At 66.0% G+C, this 18999-nt stretch carries 15 protein-coding genes; 7 read left to right on the top strand and 8 right to left on the bottom strand.

Going from position 1 to position 18999, the window contains the following annotated elements; translation table 11 throughout:
* Positions 1-47 precede the first annotated feature (47 nt).
* Positions 48-707, top strand: coding sequence for a glutathione S-transferase family protein (locus tag IB232_RS08935; protein ID WP_192398161.1), 660 nt, complete (start codon positions 48-50; stop codon positions 705-707).
* An 87-nt stretch (positions 708-794) separates the two neighbouring features.
* Positions 795-1244: a nuclear transport factor 2 family protein gene (locus tag IB232_RS08930; protein WP_192398160.1), complete on the top strand. Its 450-nt coding sequence runs from the start codon at positions 795-797 to the stop codon at positions 1242-1244.
* A 91-nt stretch (positions 1245-1335) separates the two neighbouring features.
* Here the strand turns inward: IB232_RS08930 and IB232_RS08925 are convergent, their stop codons facing one another.
* The 6 genes from IB232_RS08925 to IB232_RS08900 form a co-directional block, all read right to left on the bottom strand.
* On the bottom strand, positions 1336-2787 hold the full coding sequence (locus IB232_RS08925; RefSeq protein WP_192398159.1) for an efflux transporter outer membrane subunit: 1452 nt from the start codon (positions 2785-2787) through the stop codon (positions 1336-1338).
* Positions 2784-5891 (bottom strand): efflux RND transporter permease subunit, encoded by a 3108-nt coding sequence (locus IB232_RS08920; protein WP_192398158.1) that lies wholly within the window; start codon positions 5889-5891, stop codon positions 2784-2786. Before IB232_RS08920 ends, IB232_RS08925 begins: the two co-directional genes overlap by 4 nt.
* On the bottom strand, positions 5888-8986 hold the full coding sequence (locus IB232_RS08915; protein WP_192398157.1) for an MdtB/MuxB family multidrug efflux RND transporter permease subunit: 3099 nt from the start codon (positions 8984-8986) through the stop codon (positions 5888-5890). The genes IB232_RS08920 and IB232_RS08915 overlap by 4 nt, the downstream gene beginning before the upstream one ends.
* Positions 8983-10185 carry an MdtA/MuxA family multidrug efflux RND transporter periplasmic adaptor subunit gene (locus IB232_RS08910; RefSeq protein WP_192398156.1) on the bottom strand — a complete coding sequence of 401 codons (1203 nt, stop codon included), beginning with the start codon at positions 10183-10185 and terminating at the stop codon, positions 8983-8985. Before IB232_RS08910 ends, IB232_RS08915 begins: the two co-directional genes overlap by 4 nt.
* A 161-nt stretch (positions 10186-10346) precedes the next feature.
* The gene (gene tpx, locus IB232_RS08905; protein WP_192398155.1) at positions 10347-10847 is read right to left on the bottom strand and encodes a thiol peroxidase; all 501 of its coding nucleotides are present in this window, start codon (positions 10845-10847) and stop codon (positions 10347-10349) included.
* A 99-nt stretch (positions 10848-10946) separates the two neighbouring features.
* Positions 10947-11588 carry a GNAT family N-acetyltransferase gene (locus IB232_RS08900; protein WP_192398154.1) on the bottom strand — a complete coding sequence of 214 codons (642 nt, stop codon included), beginning with the start codon at positions 11586-11588 and terminating at the stop codon, positions 10947-10949.
* Between the two features lie 147 nt (positions 11589-11735).
* On the opposite strand from IB232_RS08900, the gene xthA reads away from it, so the two are divergent.
* The 4 genes from xthA (at position 11736) to IB232_RS08880 (ending at position 15394) form a co-directional block, all read left to right on the top strand.
* Positions 11736-12548, top strand: a complete 813-nt coding sequence (gene xthA, locus IB232_RS08895; RefSeq protein ID WP_192398153.1) for an exodeoxyribonuclease III — start codon at positions 11736-11738, stop codon at positions 12546-12548.
* Positions 12549-12692: 144 nt separating this feature from the next.
* Entirely contained in the window at positions 12693-14057 is a 1365-nt protein-coding gene (locus IB232_RS08890) for a substrate-binding domain-containing protein (protein ID WP_192398152.1), read from the top strand.
* A gap of 166 nt (positions 14058-14223) precedes the next feature.
* A complete protein-coding gene (locus tag IB232_RS08885; protein WP_192398151.1) occupies positions 14224-15216 on the top strand; it encodes a TerC family protein in 993 nt (330 codons plus the stop codon).
* Complete coding sequence (locus IB232_RS08880) at positions 15209-15394, top strand: hypothetical protein (protein ID WP_192398150.1); 186 nt, start codon at positions 15209-15211, stop codon at positions 15392-15394. Before IB232_RS08885 ends, IB232_RS08880 begins: the two co-directional genes overlap by 8 nt.
* Positions 15395-15461: 67 nt before the next feature.
* Here the strand turns inward: IB232_RS08880 and IB232_RS08875 are convergent, their stop codons facing one another.
* Complete coding sequence (locus tag IB232_RS08875) at positions 15462-16691, bottom strand: acyl-CoA dehydrogenase (protein WP_192398149.1); 1230 nt, start codon at positions 16689-16691, stop codon at positions 15462-15464.
* A 133-nt stretch (positions 16692-16824) separates the two neighbouring features.
* Here IB232_RS08875 and IB232_RS08870 point away from each other — a divergent pair, with 133 nt between their 5' ends.
* Positions 16825-17754, top strand: coding sequence for a LysR family transcriptional regulator (locus IB232_RS08870; RefSeq protein WP_137973243.1), 930 nt, complete (start codon positions 16825-16827; stop codon positions 17752-17754).
* Positions 17755-17865: 111 nt separating this feature from the next.
* Here IB232_RS08870 and IB232_RS08865 read toward each other — a convergent pair whose 3' ends face one another.
* Entirely contained in the window at positions 17866-18993 is a 1128-nt protein-coding gene (locus tag IB232_RS08865) for an acyl-CoA dehydrogenase family protein (protein ID WP_192398148.1), read from the bottom strand.
* Positions 18994-18999 lie beyond the last annotated feature (6 nt).

Genomic DNA, 18999 nt, shown 5'->3' with positions numbered 1-18999 from the left:
GCTCGCCGTTCGACCAGGACTAACCCACCTCGATGGAGACTCACCGCATGGCCCTGGAACTCTACGCCCACCCCTTCTCCTCCTACTGTCAGAAGGTGCTGATCGCCCTTTATGAGAACGACATTGCCTTCGAGTACCGCCTGCTGGCGCCGGAGCAGCCGCAGCATATTCAGCGGCTGGCCGAGCTGTGGCCCATGCGCCGTTTCCCGCTGCTGGTCGATGCAGGCCAGATGGTGGCGGAGTCGAGCATCATCATCGAGCACCTGCAGCTGAACCATCCGGGGCCGGTGCGGCTGATTCCGGACGATCCCCAGCAAGCGCTGGAAATACGTTTCATGGACCGGGTGTTCGACAACTACATCTCCACCCCGCAGCAGAAGTGTGTGTTCGATGCCCTGCGCGCACCGGATGATCGCGATGCCTATGGCGTGACCGAAGCACGGCGCATGCTGGACACCGCCTACGCCTGGCTGGAGCAGCGCCTGCAGGGCCGCACCTGGGCGGCCGGCGAAGTCTTCAGCCTGGCCGATTGCGCGGCGGCGCCCTTCCTGTTCTATGCCGACTGGACCCAGCCGATCGGCCCGGCCTTCCCCGCGGTACGTGCCTATCGTCAGCGCCTGCTACAGCGACCGTCCTTCGCCCGCGCCGTGGATGAGGCGCGGCCGTACCGGACGTTCTTCCCGCTGGGCGCGCCGGACCGGGACTGATCCACAGCTTGCAACGGCGGGGTTCCTTTTGCCGGCGCGATGCCGCTAGCATCGGCCATCCATATCCGTGCACCACAAGGAAGGTCGATGAAAAAGCTCGTGCTGTCCCTACTCTGCCTGTTCGCCCCGCTGGTCCACGCCGATCCGGCGCTGACCGAAAACAGCATCCGCAACCTGTACGACCAGATAGCGGCCGACGCTTCGAAGCGCGATATCGACGCCACCCTGTCGCACATGAGCGAGGACGTGCGCATCCACATCACCGCCGCCAAGGGCAGCATCGAGCTCGACGCGGACAAGTACCGCCAGCTGCTCAAGCAGGGCTGGTCCGGCCTGGACAGCTACCGCATGGAAGTGGTTATCGAGTCGATCGAGATCGCCCAGGACGGCCAGAGCGCCACGGTCAAGGACACCACCAAGGAAACCCTGAGCATGCAGGGCCACGAGATGAGCACCGGCATGCAGGAAACCGTCAGTCTGCGCCTGATCGACGGCGAGCCGAAGATCGTGCGCATCGAGGCGACAATCCAGCCCTAGAGCGCTGCGGGCGCATCTGGGCGGCACTCAGATTGGCCGCGATGGCTGTTGGCCGGCTCATATCGCGGCCAAGGCCGCTCCCACAAGCTCCCTACTCTTCTACCGGCAGTCCCTGCCAGCCGCCACCCAGCGCCGCCACCAGCTGAACGCTGGCGGTCAGGCGGCTGCCCTGCAGAGTCAGGCGGGTGCGCTCGTTGGACAGCGCAGTGGTCTGCACCGTGACCACGTCGGTGAACTCGACGGTACCGGCGCGGTACTGGTTGAGTATCAGCCGCAGCGATTCGCGGGCGGCGTCCAGCGCCTCCTGCTGCACCACGGCCTCGCGCTCCAGCACGGCCAGCTGCACCAGGTAATCCTCCACTTCGCGGAAGCTGCCCAGCACCGTCTGCCGGTAATCGGCCACGGTCTGGTCGTAGCTGGCCTCGGCCTGCTCGACGCGGGAGCGGATCAGGCCGCCATCGAACAGGTTGAGGGCGAAGGCCGGGCCGATGGACCAGAAGCGATTGGGCGAGCTGATCCAGTTGTCCAGGCCGCCGCTGCGGTAGCCGCCGGTGGCGGACAGGCTCAGCTCCGGATAGTAGGCAGCCTCGGCCACGCCGATCTCGGCGTTGGCGGCCATCACCCGGCGCTCGGCGGCGGCCACGTCAGGGCGGCGCTCCAGCAGGGTCGAAGGCAGGCTCACCGGCACGCTCGGCAGCGCCGGCACATCCTCACGCACCGCCAGTTCGAACTCGGACGGCGCCACACCGATCAGCACGGCAATGGCGTGCTCCAGCTGGGCGCGCTGGTACTCCAGGTCCACCGCCTCGGCCTCGGTGCCCTTGAGCTGGGTCAGCGCCTGGGTCACGTCGGATTTGGGCACGATACCGGCCTTGTACTGGTTCTCGGCGATGCGGAAGGCCTGCTTGTAGGCGGCGACGGTCTCGTTCAGCAGGCGCTGCTGCTGGTCCAGCACCCGCAGTTGCAGGTAGTTCTGCACCAGTTCCGACTGCTGGCTGAGGCGTACGGCGGCCAGGTCGGCCTCGCTGGCGGCGAGGCCGGCGTTCTCCGATTCCAGCTGGCGGCGCAGCTTGCCCCACAGGTCCAGCTCCCAGCTCACGCCGAGGCTGGCCTCATAGGTCTTCGAGACGGTGGAAGCATTGGCACCACTGACGCTGACCCCGCCGCTGGTGCCGATGGTGCTGTCGCCGCCACCCTGGCCGGCGCGGGTCACGCCGGTGTTCAGGCCGACTGTCGGGAAGAAGCCGGCACGCGCGCCACGCACCAGGGCCTGTGCCTGGCGATACTGAGCCTCGGCGCTGGCGAGGTTCTGGTTATTGGCATTGAGCCGCTCGATCAGGCCGTCCAGCTCGGCGTCGCCGTACAGCTTCCACCAGTCGCCACGCAGCTCAGTGTCGGCCGGCGCGGCGGATTTCCAGCCGGCGGCCTGCTTGAACTCGGCCGAGGGCGCGCTATCCGGGCGCAGATAATCCGGGCCGACGGCACAACCAGCCATGGCCAGAGCAGCGAGCAGGAGGGAAATGCAGGGCAATGTGGACTTCATAGCGGAGTTTCCAGGGCGGCGTCAGTGCGCACGCCACGCCAGCGGTTGACCCGATGGCGCAGACGGTCGAGGTACAGGTAGACCACCGGGGTGGTGTAGAGGGTGAGCAACTGGCTGAGGATCAGCCCGCCGACGATGGCCAGGCCCAACGGCTGGCGCATCTCCGCTCCCTCGGCCTGGCCGAGCAGCAGCGGCAGCGCACCGAGCATGGCGGCCAGGGTGGTCATCATGATCGGCCGGAAGCGCAGCAGGCAGGCGCGACGGATCGACTCCTGCGGGCTCAGGTGCTCGTTGCGCTCCAGCTCCAGGGCCAGGTCGATCATCAGGATGGCGTTCTTCTTCACCACGCCGATCAGCAGGAACAGGCCGAGCAGCGAGACCATGCTGAACTCGCTGCCGGTCAGTAGGATCGCTGCCAGCGCGCCGACCCCGGCCGAGGGCAGCGTGGAGAGGATGGTCAGCGGGTGGATGTAACTCTCGTAGAGGATGCCGAGGACGATGTACACCACCAGCAGGGCGATGAGGATCATCACCGGCTGACCCTGGGCCTCCTTCTCGAACTGCCCACCGGTGCCGCCAAGCACGCCCTGCACTTCGGTCGGCAAATTGAGCTCGGCCACGGCCTGGCGGATCGCCGCGTTGGCCTGGTCCTGGCTCACGTCCGGCGCCAGGCTGTAACCGATGCTTTCGGCGGCGAACTGGCCCTGGTGGTTGACCCGGTCCTCCTCCAGGCTGCGCTCCCAGCGGGCGAAGCCGGACAGCGGCACGCGCTGGCCATCGGCGGCGATCACCTGGATCTGGTCCAGTGCTTCCGGGTACTGGGCGTATTTCGGATCGATCTCCATCACCACGCTGTACTGGTTGAGCGTCTCGTAGATGGTGGAGATCTGCCGCTGGCTGAAAGCATTGTTCAGCACGCTGGTGATCATCGCCATGTCCACGCCCAGGCGCTGGGCCGTGGCGCGGTCCACCACCAGGTTGATCTGCTGGGCGCCCTCGCCTTCGTTGGCGTCGATATCGGTCAGCTCGGGCAAGGCCGCCAACGCATCGCGTACCTTGGGCATCCACTGATTGAGCAGTTCTAGTTCGCTGGCCAGCAACACGTATTCGTTTTCCGAACTGCGCCCCTGGCGGCCGCCGAACTGCAGATCCTGGTCGGACATCAGCATCAGCCGCGCGCCGGGCACCTTGGGCAGCTCGTCGCGCAGGCGGTCCATGACCTCGCGTGCGGAGATGTCGCGCTCGGCGATGGGCTTCAGGCGCACCACCAGGAAGGCGTTGTTGATGCCGCTCTCGCCGCCAATGAAGCCGGCCACGCTGTGGATCGCCGGGTCCTTGAGCAGGCCGTCGCGGAAGGCGTCCATCTTCGGCTGCATGACCTGGAACGACAGGCCGTCGTCTCCGCGCACGAAGCCGATCAGCTGGCCGGTGTCCTGCTCGGGCATCAGGTTCTTCGGCACCGTGGCGAACAGGTAGAAATTGCCGAAGATGGTCAGCAGCAGGATGAACAGGGTCAGCCGCGAATGCGCCAGGGCCCACTCCAGGCTGCGCCCGTAGAAGGCCAGCACGCGCTCCTGCACCCGTGCACCGAACTGCTGCAGGCGGCTCGGTTCGTGCTCCTCTTCCTCGGCCCTGAGCCAACGGGCGCAGAGCATCGGCGTGAGGGTCAGGGACACGGCCAGGGAGATGAGGATGGCCGCCGTCAGGGTCACGGCGAACTCGCCGAACAGGCTGCCGACGATGCCGCCCATGAACAGGATGGAGAGGAACACCGCCACCAGCGACAGGTTCATTGACAGCAGGGTGAAGCCCACCTCCTCCGCGCCCTTGAAGGCCGCGGCCATGGGCTTCTCGCCGGCCTCGATATGCCGCGAGATGTTCTCCAGCACGACGATGGCGTCGTCCACCACCAGGCCGGTGCAGATGATCAGCGCCATCAGCGACAGATTGTTCAGCGAGAAGTCCAGCAGGTACATCACCGCGAAGGTACCGACCAGCGACACCGGCACCGCCAGCGCCGGGATCAGCGAGGCGCGCCAGCGGCCGAGAAACAGGAACACCACCAGGATCACCAGGCCCACGGCGATCAGCAACGTGCGCTCGGCCTCGTGCAGGCTGGCGCGGATCACCGGCGAGCGGTCCATCGCCACTGCAAGCGTGGCGCTCGCCGGCATCACCGCCTCCAGGGCCGGCAGCTCGGCGCGGATGTCCTCGATGGTCTCGATGATGTTGGCCCCCGGCTGGCGGTTGACCACCAGCAGCACGGCCTTCTCGTCGTTGTAGAAGCCGGAGTTGTAGCGGTTCTCCACCGAGTCGCCGACCTTGGCCACGTCGCTCAGGCGTACCGGGGCGTTATTCTGGTAGCGGATGATCAGGCTCTGGTACTCGGCCGCCTTGTGCAGCTGGTCGTTGGCCTGGATCTGCCAGTGGCGGTCGGCATCGGCCAGGTCGCCCTTGGGCCGGTCGCGGTTGGCCTCGGCGATGGCGGTGCGCACCTCGTCCAGCGCCACGCCGTACTGGTCGAGCAGGCGCGGCTCCAGCTGCACGCGCACGGCCGGCAGCGAACTGCCGCCGATCTCGATCTTGCCCACACCCTGCACCTGCGACAGCTTCTGCGCGATCACGGTGGAGGCCAGGTCGTACAGCTGGCTCTTGTCCAGCTGCGGCGAGGTCAGCGACAGCACCATGATCGGCGCCTGCGACGGGTTGAACTTCTCGTAGGTCGGCATGCTGCGCATACCGCTGGGCAGCAGGTTGCGCGAGGCGTTGATCGCCGCCTGTACCTCGCGGGCGGCGGCGTCCACGTTCCGCCCGATCTCGAACAGGATGATGATCCGCGTGTTGCCCTGGGCGCTGCGGCTGGTCATCTCGCTGATGCCGGCGATGCTGCCCAGCGCCCGCTCCAGCGGCGTGGCGACGCTGGAGGCCATGGTCTGCGGGCTTGCGCCCGGCAGAGTGGCGCTGATGACGATGGCCGGGAAATCCATGTTCGGCAGCGGCGCCACCGACAACAGGCGGAAGCTGACCAGCCCGGCGAGGATGATCGCCAGGCTCAGCAGCAGCGTCGCTACCGGCCGGCGGATAAAGGGCGCTGAAAGGTTCATGGCGCCAGCGCCACTCCCGAGGCGCTACGGCCGAGCAGACGCCGCGACATGCGGTCGAACGCCAGGTAGATCACCGGGGTGGTGAACAGGGTCAGCACCTGGCTGAGCAGCAGGCCGCCGACCATCACCAGGCCCAGCGGCTGGCGCAGCTCGGCGCCGGAGCCCGAGGCCAGCATCAGCGGGATGGCGCCGAACAGCGCGGCCAGGGTGGTCATCAGGATCGGCCGGAAGCGCAGCAGCGCGGCCTGGTAGATCGCATCCTGGGGCGCCATGCCCTGGTTGCGTTCGGCCTCCAGGGCGAAGTCGATCATCATGATCGCGTTCTTCTTGACGATGCCGATCAGCAGGATGATGCCGATGATGGCGATCAGGCCCAGGTCGTTTCCGGTCAGCAGCAGCGCCAGCAGCGCGCCGACACCCGCCGACGGCAGCGTCGAGAGGATGGTGATCGGGTGGATGTAGCTCTCGTAAAGCACGCCGAGCACGATGTACATGGTGACGATGGCCGCCAGGATCAGCAGCAGCGTGCTCGACAGCGAGGCGCGGAACGCCTCCGAGGCGCCCTGGAACTGGGTCTGGATGCCGGCCGGCAGGCCGATCTCCTGCTCCACCCGCTCGATCACCTCGACCGCCTCGCCCAGCGACACACCCGGCGCCAGGTTGAAGGACACGGTGACAGCCGGGAACTGGCCGATATGGTTGACCAGCAGGCTGGCCGAACGCTCCTCGACCCGCGCCAGCGAGGCCAGCGGCACCTGTCCGCCGCTGGCGGTGGCCACATGGATGCGTTGCAGTGCCTGCGGGCCCAGCTCGCCGGCGCCCATGCTCTCCAGCACCACGCGATACTGGCTGGCCTGGGTGAAGATGGTGGAGATCTGCCGCTGGCCGAAGGCGTCGTACAGCGCATCGTCGATGTTGCCGACGCTCACGCCCAGGCGCGAAGCGGCGTCGCGGTCGATATTGAGGAACACCTGCAGGCCCTGGTTCTGCAGGTCGCTGGCGATGTCGCGCAGCTGCGGCTGCTCGCTCAGGGCGGCGGTCAGCCTGGGCGTCCACTCATCCAGCAGCTTGCCATCAGGCGACTCCAGGCTGAACTGGAACTGGGTACGGCTGACCCGGTCCTCGATGGTCAGGTCCTGCACCGGCTGCAGGTACAGGGCGATGCCCGGCACCTTGGCCAGCTCGGGGCGCAGGCGCTCGATCACCTCGCTGGCGGTGGCGTCACGCTCGCGGTGCGGCTTGAGATTGATCAGCAGGCGACCGCTGTTGAGGGTCGGGTTGTCGCCGTCGACGCCAATGTAGGACGACAGGCTCGATACATCCGGGTCCTGCAGTATCACGCTGGCCAGGCGCTGCTGGCGCTCGCTCATTGCCTTGAAGGAGATCGACTGCGGTGCCTCGGAGATACCCTGTATCACCCCGGTGTCCTGCACCGGGAAGAAGCCCTTGGGCACGGCCAGGTACAGCACCACGGTAAGTGCCAGGGTGCCGATGGCCACCAGCAGGGTCAGGCCCTGATGGCGCAGGGTCCACGTCAGGCCCACGGCATAGCGCGCGATCAGACCATCGATAAAGGCACCCGCCGAGCGGTAAAAACGCCCCTGCTTCTCTTCCTTCTCCGCCTTGAGCAGGCGCGCGCACATCATCGGCGTCAGGGTCAGCGACACCACCAGGGAAATCAGGATGGCCACCGCCAGGGTGATGGCGAATTCGCGGAACAGCCGCCCTACTACATCCGCCATGAACAGCAGCGGAATCAGTACGGCGATCAGCGAGAAGGTCAGCGAGATCAGGGTGAAGCCAATCTGTTTGGCGCCCTTGAGCGCGGCGTTGAACGGTGTCTCGCCCTCTTCCAGATGGCGGGCGATGTTCTCCAGCATGACGATGGCATCGTCCACCACGAAGCCGGTGGCGATGGTCAGAGCCATCAGCGTCAAGTTGTTGATCGAGAATCCGGCCAGGTACATCACGCCGAAGGTGCCGATCAGCGACAGCGGCACGGCGATGGACGGGATGATGGTGGCCGAAACCTTGCGCAGGAACAGGAAGGTCACCAGCACCACTAGGCCGATGGCCAGCACCAGCTCGAACTGCACGTCCTTGACCGCTGCGCGGATGGTCTGGGTACGGTCGGTGAGCACCTGCACTTCCAGGCTGGCCGGCAGCGATGCGGTGATCTGCGGCAGCAGGCGCTGGATGCGATCCACCACCTCGATAACGTTGGCACCCGGCTGGCGCTGGATGGTCAGCAGCACGGTCTCATTGCGGTCGGCCCAGGCGGCCAGGCGGTCGTTCTCCGCGCCGTCCACCACCTTGGCCACGTCGCGCAGCCGCAGTGCCGCGCCGTTCTCGTACTTGAGGATCAGGTCCTGGTATTCATCGGCGGACTTGAGCTGGTCGTTGGCGTCCAGCTGGGAGACGCGGGTCGGGCCGTCGAAGTTGCCCTTGGGCTGATTGACGTTCTGCGCGGCGATCAGCTCGCGCACGTCGGCCAGGTTCAGGCCATGGCTGGCCAGGGCCTCGGGATCGACCTTGATGCGCACTGCCGGGCGCTGGCCGCCGGCCAGGCTGACCAGGCCGACGCCACTGATCTGGGCGATCTTCTGCGCCATGCGCGTATCGATCAGGTCGTGCACCTGGGTCAGCGGCAAGGTATTGGAGCGGATCGCCAGGGTCAGCACCGGGGTATCCGCCGGGTTGACCTTGTTGTACACCGGCGGCGCCGGCAGGTCGTCGGGCAGCAGGTTGGTGGCGGCGTTGATGGCCGCCTGTACTTCCTGCTCGGCCACGTCCAGGTTGACGTCCAGGGTGAAGCGCAAAGTGATCACCGAGGCGCCGCCCGAGCTGGTCGAGGACATCTGCTTCAGGCCCGGCATCTGGCCGAACTGGCGCTCCAGCGGCGCAGTCACCGCTCTGGTCATCACCTGCGGGCTGGCGCCCGGATAAAGGGTGAGCACGCGGATGGTCGGGTAATCCACCTCCGGCAGCGCGGAGACCGGCAACAGGCGGTAGGCGATCAGGCCGGTGAGGAAGATCGCCACCATCAACAGCGTGGTGGCGACCGGACGCAGGATGAACAGACGTGAAACGTTCATGCGCCCTGCTTCTGTGCGGCCTTGCCTTGCGGCTGTGCCAGGGCGCCCGGCTCGTTGCCGATCACCTGCACCTGGCTGCCTTCCTTGAGCTTGTCGGTGCCTTCCAGCACCAGACGTTCGCCGACCTTGACGCCGGAATCGATCAGGCTGGTGGCGCCGTCGCTGGCAGCGACCTTGATATCACGCAGCTGCACCTTGTCATCGGCGCCGAGGACGAAGACGAAGGTGCCGCGCGCACCGAACTGCACGGCGGCGGACGGGATCAGCGTGGCCTGCTGGCGGGTTTCCACGCGCAGGCGCACGTTGACGAACTGGTTGGGGAACAGCTGCTCGCCGGCGTTGCTGAAACGGCCCTTGAGCTTGACGGTGCCGGTAGCCACGTCGATCTGGTTGTCCAGGCTGTGCAGCTCGCCCTCGGCCAGCAGCTGCTGCTCGCCACGGTCCCAGGCTTGTACCAGCAGCTTCTGGTTGCTGCGTACCTTGGCCAGCACTGGCGGCAGGTCTTTCTCGGGCAGGGTGAAGTTGACGGCGATCGGCTCGACCTGGGTGATCACCACCAGCGGCGTGGTGTCGCTGCTGCGCACCAGATTGCCGAGGTCCACCTGGCGCAGCCCGAGGCGGCCGGCGATCGGCGCGCGAATCCGAGTGAAGTCGAGGTTGAGGCGGGCATCGGCCACAGCGGCCTGGTTGCTCTTCACCGTGCCTTTGTACTGGCCGACCAGCGCCTGCTGGGTATCCAGGGTCTGCTTGGCAATGCTGTCCTCGGCGTACAGGCCCTGGTAGCGCGCCAGGTCGATCTCGGCGTTCTTCAGCTGCGCCTGGTTCTGCGCCAGGGTGCCTTCGGCCTGTTGCAGCGCCACCTGGTACGGGCGCGGGTCGATCTGCGCCAGCAGGTCGCCGGCCTTGACCAACTGACCCTCCTCGAAGAACACCTTGACCAGCTCGCCGTCCACCCGCGAGCGCACATTGACGGTGTTCAGCGCCGTGACGGTGCCCAGGGCCTTGAGCTCAATATGGAAGTCGCCGCTACCAACCTCGGTCAGGCGCACCGGCACCGGGCCTTCCCAGGGGCTGTTGCCCTCCTTCTTCTGTTCCGGCTTGCCGGGCAGCAGCCACCACACCAGCACGACGCCGAGCAGTACGGCCAGGGCGATCAGCCAGGGGCGAGAGAGTCTGGGGAAACGGCGGGATTCGGGCATTTGCGAGATCACTATCCTGGGGAGGGTGAACGATAAGTACTCCCAGCAGCCAGGCAAAGGGTCTTTACCGCCTTTTTACCCTTCTTAGACGTAACAAGAAGTTGGAAATTTAGAAACGACAACGGCCTGCAGATGGCAGGCCGTTGTGTGACACACGGAAATTACTTCAGGACGGCGATCGCGGCGGCGTAGTTGGGCTCATCGGCGATCTCGCCGACCAGCTCGCTGTGCAGCACCTTGTCCTGCTCGTCTAGCACCACCACGGCGCGGGCGGAGACGCCGGCCAGCGGGCCGTTGGCGATGGCCACGCCGTAGTCCTTGAGGAACTCGGCGCCGCGCATGGTGGACAGGTTGATCACGTTCTCCAGGCCTTCGGCACCGCAGAAGCGCGCCTGGGCGAACGGCAGGTCGGCGGAGATGCACAGCACCACGGTATTCGCCAGCTTGCTGGCCTCGGCGTTGAACTTGCGTACCGAAGTGGCGCAGGTCGGGGTGTCCACGCTCGGGAAGATGTTCAGCACCTTGCGCTTGCCGGCCAGGCTGGCGAGGCTGACATCGGACAGATCCTTGGCCACCAGCTTGAACGCCGGCGCCTGCTGGCCGGCCTGCGGCAGCTGGCCTTCGACCTGGATCGGATTGCCCTTGAGGGTTACTTGTGCCATTGCGAGTTCCTTCTTTGTGTTGTGCCGGGGTCTCGGCGCCCAGCGGGGAGACGGGCGCCAGTGTGACCGCCCGGTACTGACACAGCAATGGTCGCTGTGTCAGCCGGCAGCCTGCTGCGCGGGCTGCGGATTGGGGTGGAAGAATACATGCTCGCGGATCGGCCCGACCGCGACTTCGCCGATTTCTTCGTAGCCCTGGCGCTTGTAGAACTCCAAGTAGTGGGGGTTGCCGGTATCCAGCACCACGCCTTGCGAGCCGGCATCCTCGGCGCACCATTCATGCAGCGCAGCGAGCAGTTGCTCGCCGAGCTTCTGCCCCTGGAACTGCGGGTGCACGCCAAGCAGCGGCAGCACGTGGTACGGCCCCGGCGGCAGGCAGGCGAGCACTGCATCGTGGTATTCCAGATAGCGCTTGGTGCAGCGGAAGCCGGTGGTCATCAGCATGCGCAGGCGCCAGCCCCAGCTCTCGGTGATGCCCAGCCGGCGGATCGGCGGCGCGATCAGCGCGATGCCCACCAGGCGTTCCTCGATGAGCAGGCCGATGGCCGGCAGATCTTCGGCGAAATGCTGCTGCACCAGCTCGCGCACCGTGGCGCGCACGCGCTGGTCGAAGCCTGGGCGCTCACTTTCGAACAGGTAGGCGAAGGTCGGGTCGTGGCGGTAGGCGTGATACAGCAACGAGCGGGCCTCGCGGCTGTAGCCATGATCGAGCAGGCGGACTTCGGCGGTACGGTGGGGCATCAGGCTGACCTCTTGTTGGGAGTTTCTTGTTGTTATGCATCCGACGGGTCGCCAGCCAAGGTAGCACCGCCGCCCCACCCTCGCCAGACGCTGGCCGCCGCGCGGGAGCTGGGCTAGCATCGCGGTTTTCCCTGCCGGTAGCCCTCCATGAAGATCGTTTCCTTCAATATCAACGGCCTGCGCGCCCGCCCGCACCAGCTGCAGGCGCTGATCGAGAAACACCAGCCGGACGTGATCGGCCTGCAGGAAACCAAGGTCTCCGACGACCAGTTCCCCGAAGCGGAGATCCGCCAGCTCGGCTACCACGTGCACTACCACGGCCAGAAGGGCCACTACGGCGTCGCCCTGCTCTCGCGCCAGGCGCCGCTGGAGCTGCACAAGGGCTTCCCCAACGATGGCGAGGAATCCCAGCGCCGCTTCATCTATGGCACCTTCACCGACCAGCACGGCAACCCGGTGACGGTGATGAACGGCTACTTCCCCCAGGGCGAGAGCCGCGACCATCCGGTGAAATTCCCGGCCAAGCAGCGCTTCTATACCGACCTGCAGCAACTGCTGGTGGAGCGCTTCGACCCGAGCCAGGCGCTGGTGGTGATGGGCGACATCAATATCTCCCCGGAAGACATCGACATCGGCATCGGCGAGCCCAATCGCCTGCGCTGGCTGAAGACCGGCAAGTGCAGCTTCCTGCCGGAAGAGCGCGAGTGGCTGGCCACCCTCAAGGGCTGGGGCCTGACGGACAGCTTCCGCCACCTCAACCCGGCGGTGAATGATCGCTTCAGCTGGTTCGACTACCGCAGCCGCGGCTTCGAGGACGAACCCAAGCGCGGCCTGCGCATCGACGTGATCCTGGCCACCGCCGCCCTGCAGGCGCGCTTCAAGGATGGTGGCATCGATTACGACCTGCGCGGCATGGAAAAGCCCTCGGACCACGCGCCGATCTGGCTGGAGCTGAGCTGATCCGCAGAGCCCGAACCAGGCCACCCGCAAGGTGGCCTTTTTTATGCCTAGCCCGCATGCCAGAGCGGCGCACTGTAACCTGACTGCAACTTAACCGACTTATTCTGCGCGCACTTTCCCAGCCCCCTAGAAGGTGTCTGCTACATGTCGCGCGCCCTGCCAGTCAGTGATCGGCACAACCTCGGCCATGTCTACGCATGGCTGTTCCTCGGCTTCATCTGCTACGCCCTGCCCTGGTCGGTCTTCGCCGCCGACGGCACCACCCTGATGCGCATCCAGGGCTCCAACACCATCGGCGCCAAGCTTGGCCCGGCACTGGTCAGCGGCCTGTACGAGAGCCAGGGCTTTGCCAACGTACGCATCGAAAAAGGCGCGGAAAACGAGCAGCGCGTGTTGGCCGAGGACAAACTGGGCCGTACCCTGCAGGTGAACGTGGCGGCCCACGGTTCGGGCACCGGCTTCGTCGCCCTGCAGGAAGGCAGCGCCGACCTGGCCGCCTCCTCGCGGCCGATCAAGGATGCCGAGGCCACGGCTTTGCAACCCCTGGGCGATATGCGCGGCGGCAACGCCGAACAGGTGATCGCCATCGATGGCCTGGCCATCATCGTCCATCCGGGCAACCCGGTCAGCGCCCTGACCACCGAACAGCTGGCGGCCGTGTTCGCCGGCGAGATCAAGGACTGGAGCGCATTGGGTGGCAACCCCGGGGCGATCCAGCTCTACGCCCGCGACGACAAGTCGGGCACCTTCGATACCTTCAAGGAGCTGGTCCTGGCCGCCCACGGCAAGAGCCTGGGTGGCGCGGCCAAGCGCTTCGAGTCCAGCGACCAGCTGTCCGACGGCGTCAGCCAGGATCCCGGCGGCATTGGCTTCATCGGCCTGCCCTACGTGCGGCAGAGCAAACCGCTGGCGATAGCCGACGGTGAATCGCAGCCGATGCTGCCGAGCACCACGCTGATCGCCACCGAGGACTATCCGCTGTCGCGCCGGCTGTTCCTGTACAACCCGCCCGGCACCACCAACGAGTGGGTGCAGTCGCTGGTGCAGTTCGCCCACAGCCCGGCCGGCCAGGCCATCGTGGCCAAGACCGGCTTCATCCCCCAGACCGTGCAGGCGGTTAAGGTCGAGGCCTCGGCGCAGATGCCGGCGGACTACCGCAAGCTGGCTGACGAGGCCCAGCGCCTGTCGGTCAACTTCCGCTTCCAGGAAGGCAGCGCCGAGCTGGACAACAAGGCGCAACGCGACATCGCCCGACTGCTGGACTACCTCAAGGCCAACGACAAGCTACGCCAGAAGGTGGTACTGGTCGGCTTCGGCGACGCCAAGAGCGACCCGCAGCGCGCCGCCCTGCTGTCCAAGCTGCGCGCCATGGCCGTGCGCCGCGACCTGTCCAAGGGCGGCGTGATCTTCCGCGAGATCACCGGCCTCGGCGAGCAGATGCCGGTGGCGGCCAACAGCGCTGACGACGGGCGCCTGAAGAACCGCCGCGTCGAGGTCTGGGTCTACTAGGCCGCAACCGCCTGTAACGTTCGGCGATTTGCCGGACCACGCCACCCGCTCTAGCCTTGTTCCTGACGGCTGCACGCGCAGCCTTCAGTGACGCCGGGCCCCTCTGGCGGCGAACCCTCGCCGCGATGTCGGAGTCACTGTCTGACTGACAGCGACGGAGGGGCCGATGGGCCAGCTACTCGAATTCCTCAATACCCCCTTGCTCGGCACCGCCACCTGGCTGTGGCTGAGCTTCCTCGGCATCGTCGTCGCCCTGCTGGTGCTGGACCTGGGCATCCTCCATCGCGACCAGCACGAGATCGAGATGCGCGAGAGCCTGCTGCTGTACAGCGGCTACTTCAGCGTCGGCGTACTGTTCGGCCTCTGGGTCTGGCACGAGCTGGGCGCGCAGAGCGCGCTGGAGTTCTACACCGGTTTCCTGGTCGAGCAATCGCTGTCGATGGACAACGTGTTCGTCATGGCGATGATCTTCGGCTTCTTCGGCATCCCCCGGCGCTACCAGCACCGGGTGCTGTTCTGGGGGATCATCGGGGTGATCGTGCTGCGGGCGATCATGATCGGCCTGGGCACGGCGCTGGTGAAGGAGTTCGACTGGATCCTCTACATCTTCGGCGCCTTCCTGCTGTTCACCGGGGTGAAGATGATGTTCAGCCGCGAGGAGCAGCATCCCGACCTGTCGCAGAACCCCATGCTGCGTTTCCTTCGTCGGCATATGCGGGTCACCGACGAGTTGCACGCCGGCCATTTCTTCATCCGCAAGCGCCCGGAGGGCGCCAGCCAGCACCTGCTCTACGCCACACCGCTGTTCCTCGCCCTGGTGCTGATCGAGCTGGCCGACCTGGTGTTCGCCGTGGACAGCGTGCCGGCGGTGTTCGCCATCACCCAGGACCCGTTCATCGTCTACACCTCGAACATCTTCGCCATCCTCGGCCTGCGCTCGCTGTACTTCGCCCTGGCGGCGCTGATGCACCGCTTCGTCTACCTCAAATACGCCCTGGCGCTGGTACTGATCTTCATCGGTGGCAAGATCTTCCTGCACGGCTTTATCGGCAAGATTCCCGCCCTGCTCTCGCTCGGCGTAACCTTTGGCCTGTTGGCCGGCGGTGTGCTGCTGTCGTTGCTGAAGACCCGCAACCAGGAGACCGGGCCTGATGCCTGATGTGCGAATCGAGCTGCGTGAAAGCAAAGGCCGCACCCTGTGGCTGGTATGCCTGGGGCGCAGGACCCTGACCTTCCATGAGGAACTGGCGGCGCGCACCTTCGCCGCCCAGCTGCACCAGCGCTTCAGCTGGTTGCGCCAACAGCTGCGCGACGACGGTAACCAGGAGCAGCCGTAGGCACTACACCACGCACAAAAGACAAGGCCCGCTTTACGCGGGCCTTGTGCATTGCAGCAGCTACCAATCAGCGGCTGGCTTTCATCGCCTCACGCGGCACGTACTTGCCCACTTCGAACTTGCCGATGGCGGCGCGGTGCACTTCGTCCGGGCCGTCGGCCAGGCGCAGGGTGCGCTGCATGGCGTAGAAGTAGGCCAGCGGGGTGTCGTTGGAAACACCGGCGCCGCCGTGGATCTGGATGGCACGGTCGATCACGTTGAGGGCGACGTTGGGCGCCACCACCTTGATCTGGGCGATCTCGCTCTGCGCCACCTTGTTGCCCACGGTGTCCATCATGTACGCGGCGTTGAGGGTCAACAGGCGGGCCTGGTTGATCTCGATGCGCGAGTTGGCGATGTGATCGATGTTGCCACCCAGGCGGGCCAGCGGCTTGCCGAAGGCGGTGCGGCTGACGGCGCGCTTGCACATCAGTTCCAGCGCACGCTCGGCCATGCCGATGGAGCGCATGCAGTGGTGGATCCGGCCTGGGCCGAGGCGACCCTGGGCGATCTCGAAGCCGCGCCCCTCGCCGAGCAGCACGTTCTCATACGGCACGCGCACGTTCTCGAACACCACTTCGGCATGGCCGTGCGGAGCATCGTCGTAGCCGAACACCGGCAGCGGGCGGAGGATCTTCACGCCGGGGGTGTCGCTCGGCACCAGGATCATCGAGTGCTGCTGGTGGCGCGGCGCGTCCGGGTTGGTCAGGCCCATGAAGATCATGATCTTGCAGCGCGGGTCGCAGGCGCCGGAAGTCCACCACTTGCGGCCGTTGATCACCCACTCGTCGCCATCACGCACGGCGTTGGCCTGCATGTTGGTGGCGTCAGAGGAAGCCACGCCCGGTTCGGTCATGGCGAAGGCGGAACGGATTTCGCCGGCCAGCAGCGGCTCCAGCCACTGCTTCTTCTGCGCCTCGGTGGCGTAGCGCACCAGGGTCTCCATGTTGCCGGTGTCCGGCGCGGAGCAGTTGAACGGCTCGGAGCCCATCAGCGAACGGCCCATGATCTCGGCCAGCGGCGCGTATTCCATGTTGGTCAGGCCGGCGCCGTACTCGGACTCCGGCAGGAACAGGTTCCACAGTCCCTCGGCCTTAGCCTTGGCCTTGAGCTCTTCCATGATCACGGTCGGCTGCCAGCGGTCGCCTTCGTTGACCTGTTGCTCGAACACGGCTTCGTTCGGGTAGACGTGGGCTTCCATGAACGCGGTGACGCGCTCACGCAGTTCCTGGACCTTGGGGGAGTAGGCGAAATCCATGGGGACACCTTGTGGTTGGCTTCGATGTGGAAATGATGCTAGAACAGCACCCACGATTTATCTAAGCTATTTTCCTGCCTTATCAACATTCATAAGCAATATATGATGAGGCTCGATCCCGCGGAGAGAGACCATGAACTTGAACAAGGTAGACCTCAACCTCTTCATCGTCTTCGATGCCATCTATACCGAGGCCAACCTGACCCGCGCCGGGCAGATCGTCGGCATCACCCAGCCCGCCGTTTCCAACGCCCTGGCCCGCCTGCGCGAGACCTTCAACGACCCGCTGTTCGTGCGTACCGCCCAGGGCATGGTGCCCACGCCGATGGCGCAGAACATCATCGGTCCGGTGCGCAACGCGCTGCAGCTGCTGCGCGTATCGGTGCAGGAAAGCCGCACCTTCGACGCCAAGCAGGCGAACAAGACCTACCGCATCAGCATGACCGACCTCTCCGAGCAGATCCTGCTGCCTGCGCTGTTCCAGCGCCTGCGCCGCCTGGCCCCGGCGGTGCAGATCGAGAGCTTCCAGTCCAAGCGCCGCGAGACCACCAAGGAACTGGCCGCCGGCCGCCTGGACTTCGCCGTGGACGCGGTACTCAACACCGACCCGCAGGTGCGCCACGTCAAGCTGATGGAAGACCGCTACGTCTGCGCCCTGCGCCCCGGCCATGCGCTGGCCAAGGACAAGATCAGCCTGGACGAATACCTGTCGCTGACCCATATCCAGATCTCCAGCCGCCGCAGCGGCCTCGGCTACATCGACCTGTCGCTGGGCAAGATGGGCCTGCAACGCAAGGTCGCCCTGCGCTCGCAGCATTACCTGATGGCTTCCACCGTGCTGCACAACACCGACATGGCGATGACCGTGCCGGAGCGCTTCGCCCGTCGCCACAATCTGCATTACGTGGAGCTGCCGGTGAGCGACGTGCCGGCCCTGGAAACCCACCTTTACTGGCACGAGAGCACCGACCAGGACCCCGCCAACCGCTGGATGCGCGAGCAGCTGATCGAGCTGGCCCAGCAGATCGGTGTCCAGGAGAAGAAGGCCGCCGAACAGGCCTGAAAAACGAAGGGGCCGAATGGCCCCTTCTTCACGAATAAACGGCGCCTTCGAGGGAACCGGCCAGCTGGTCGGAGGCGGAACGAGTCTGCCCAGCGCAAAGGGGAGTAGTCGTTACAAGCTGCGCGCGATCACCATGCGCTGCACATCGCTGGTGCCTTCGTAGATCTGGCACACCCGCACATCGCGGTAGATGCGCTCCACCGGAAAGTCCTTCAGGTAGCCGTAGCCGCCCAGGGTCTGGATGGCCGCCGAGCAGACCTTCTCGGCCATCTCCGAGGCGAACAACTTGGCCATCGAGGCCTCGGTCAGGCACGGCTGGCCGGATTCGCGCAGGCTGGCGGCGTGATGCACCATCTGCCGCGCCACGGCGATCTGCGTGGCCATATCGGCCAGGCGGAAGGCCACGGCCTGGTGTTCGATGATCGGTTTGCCGAAGGTTTGCCGCTCATGGGCGTAGTCACGCGCTGCCTCGAACGCGGCACGGGCCATGCCCACCGACTGCGCGGCGATGCCGATGCGCCCGCCTTCCAGGTTGCTCAGGGCGATGCGGTAGCCCTCGCCCTCCTCACCCAAACGCAACGACGCCGGAATGCGCACCTCGTCGAGCTGGATCTGGCAGGTATCGGAGGCATGCTGGCCGAGCTTGTCCTCGACCCGTACCACCGAGTATCCGGGCGTGTCGGTCGGCACGATGAAGGCGCTGATGCCCTTCTTGCCGGCCGCCGGGTCGGTCACGGCGAACACGATAACCATCCCCGCATGGCTGCCGGAGGTGATGAACTGCTTGGCGCCGTTCAGTACGTAGTGGTCGCCATCACTGCGTGCGCGGGTACGCAGGTCGCTGGCGTCGGAGCCGGCCTGCGGCTCGGTCAGGGCGAAGGCGCCAAGCATGGCGCCGCTGGCCAGGGGCTGGAGGAAGCGCTGCTTCTGCTCGGCGCTGCCGAACTTGAGGATGGGCATGCAGCCCACCGAATTGTGCACGCTCATGATGGTGGAGCAGGCGCCGTCGCCGGCGGCGATTTCCTCCAGGGCCATGGCGTAGGCAAGGTGGCCGGTCTGCGCGCCACCCCACTCCTCCGGCACCAGCATGCCGAGGAAGCCGAGGTCGGCCATTTCCTTCAAGGCTTCTGCCGGGAAGCGGTGCTCGCGGTCCCAGTCGGCGGCAAAGGGCTTCAGCCGCTCCTGGGCGAACTGGCGGGCCATGTCACGGATCAGGATGTCCTGTTCGGCGGAAATCATCGGCTC

Origin of the sequence: Pseudomonas sp. PDM15, assembly GCF_014851565.1 — a bacterium.
Taxonomy (GTDB): Bacteria; Pseudomonadota; Gammaproteobacteria; order Pseudomonadales; family Pseudomonadaceae; genus Aquipseudomonas.
This window is presented reverse-complemented; position numbering and strand designations above follow the sequence as displayed.

Coding starts and splice junctions, on each gene's coding strand:
- IB232_RS08885 (WP_192398151.1), top strand. CDS start 14,224: ATGGGCCAGCTACTCGAATTCCTCAATACCCCCTTGCTCGGCACCGCC.
- IB232_RS08880 (WP_192398150.1), top strand. CDS start 15,209: ATGCCTGATGTGCGAATCGAGCTGCGTGAAAGCAAAGGCCGCACCCTG.
- IB232_RS08935 (WP_192398161.1), top strand. CDS start 48: ATGGCCCTGGAACTCTACGCCCACCCCTTCTCCTCCTACTGTCAGAAG.
- IB232_RS08925 (WP_192398159.1), bottom strand. CDS start 2,787: ATGAAGTCCACATTGCCCTGCATTTCCCTCCTGCTCGCTGCTCTGGCC.
- IB232_RS08930 (WP_192398160.1), top strand. CDS start 795: ATGAAAAAGCTCGTGCTGTCCCTACTCTGCCTGTTCGCCCCGCTGGTC.
- IB232_RS08910 (WP_192398156.1), bottom strand. CDS start 10,185: ATGCCCGAATCCCGCCGTTTCCCCAGACTCTCTCGCCCCTGGCTGATC.
- xthA (WP_192398153.1), top strand. CDS start 11,736: ATGAAGATCGTTTCCTTCAATATCAACGGCCTGCGCGCCCGCCCGCAC.
- IB232_RS08915 (WP_192398157.1), bottom strand. CDS start 8,986: ATGAACGTTTCACGTCTGTTCATCCTGCGTCCGGTCGCCACCACGCTG.
- IB232_RS08890 (WP_192398152.1), top strand. CDS start 12,693: ATGTCGCGCGCCCTGCCAGTCAGTGATCGGCACAACCTCGGCCATGTC.
- IB232_RS08920 (WP_192398158.1), bottom strand. CDS start 5,891: ATGAACCTTTCAGCGCCCTTTATCCGCCGGCCGGTAGCGACGCTGCTG.
- IB232_RS08900 (WP_192398154.1), bottom strand. CDS start 11,588: ATGCCCCACCGTACCGCCGAAGTCCGCCTGCTCGATCATGGCTACAGC.
- IB232_RS08870 (WP_137973243.1), top strand. CDS start 16,825: ATGAACTTGAACAAGGTAGACCTCAACCTCTTCATCGTCTTCGATGCC.
- tpx (WP_192398155.1), bottom strand. CDS start 10,847: ATGGCACAAGTAACCCTCAAGGGCAATCCGATCCAGGTCGAAGGCCAG.
- IB232_RS08865 (WP_192398148.1), bottom strand. CDS start 18,993: ATGATTTCCGCCGAACAGGACATCCTGATCCGTGACATGGCCCGCCAG.
- IB232_RS08875 (WP_192398149.1), bottom strand. CDS start 16,691: ATGGATTTCGCCTACTCCCCCAAGGTCCAGGAACTGCGTGAGCGCGTC.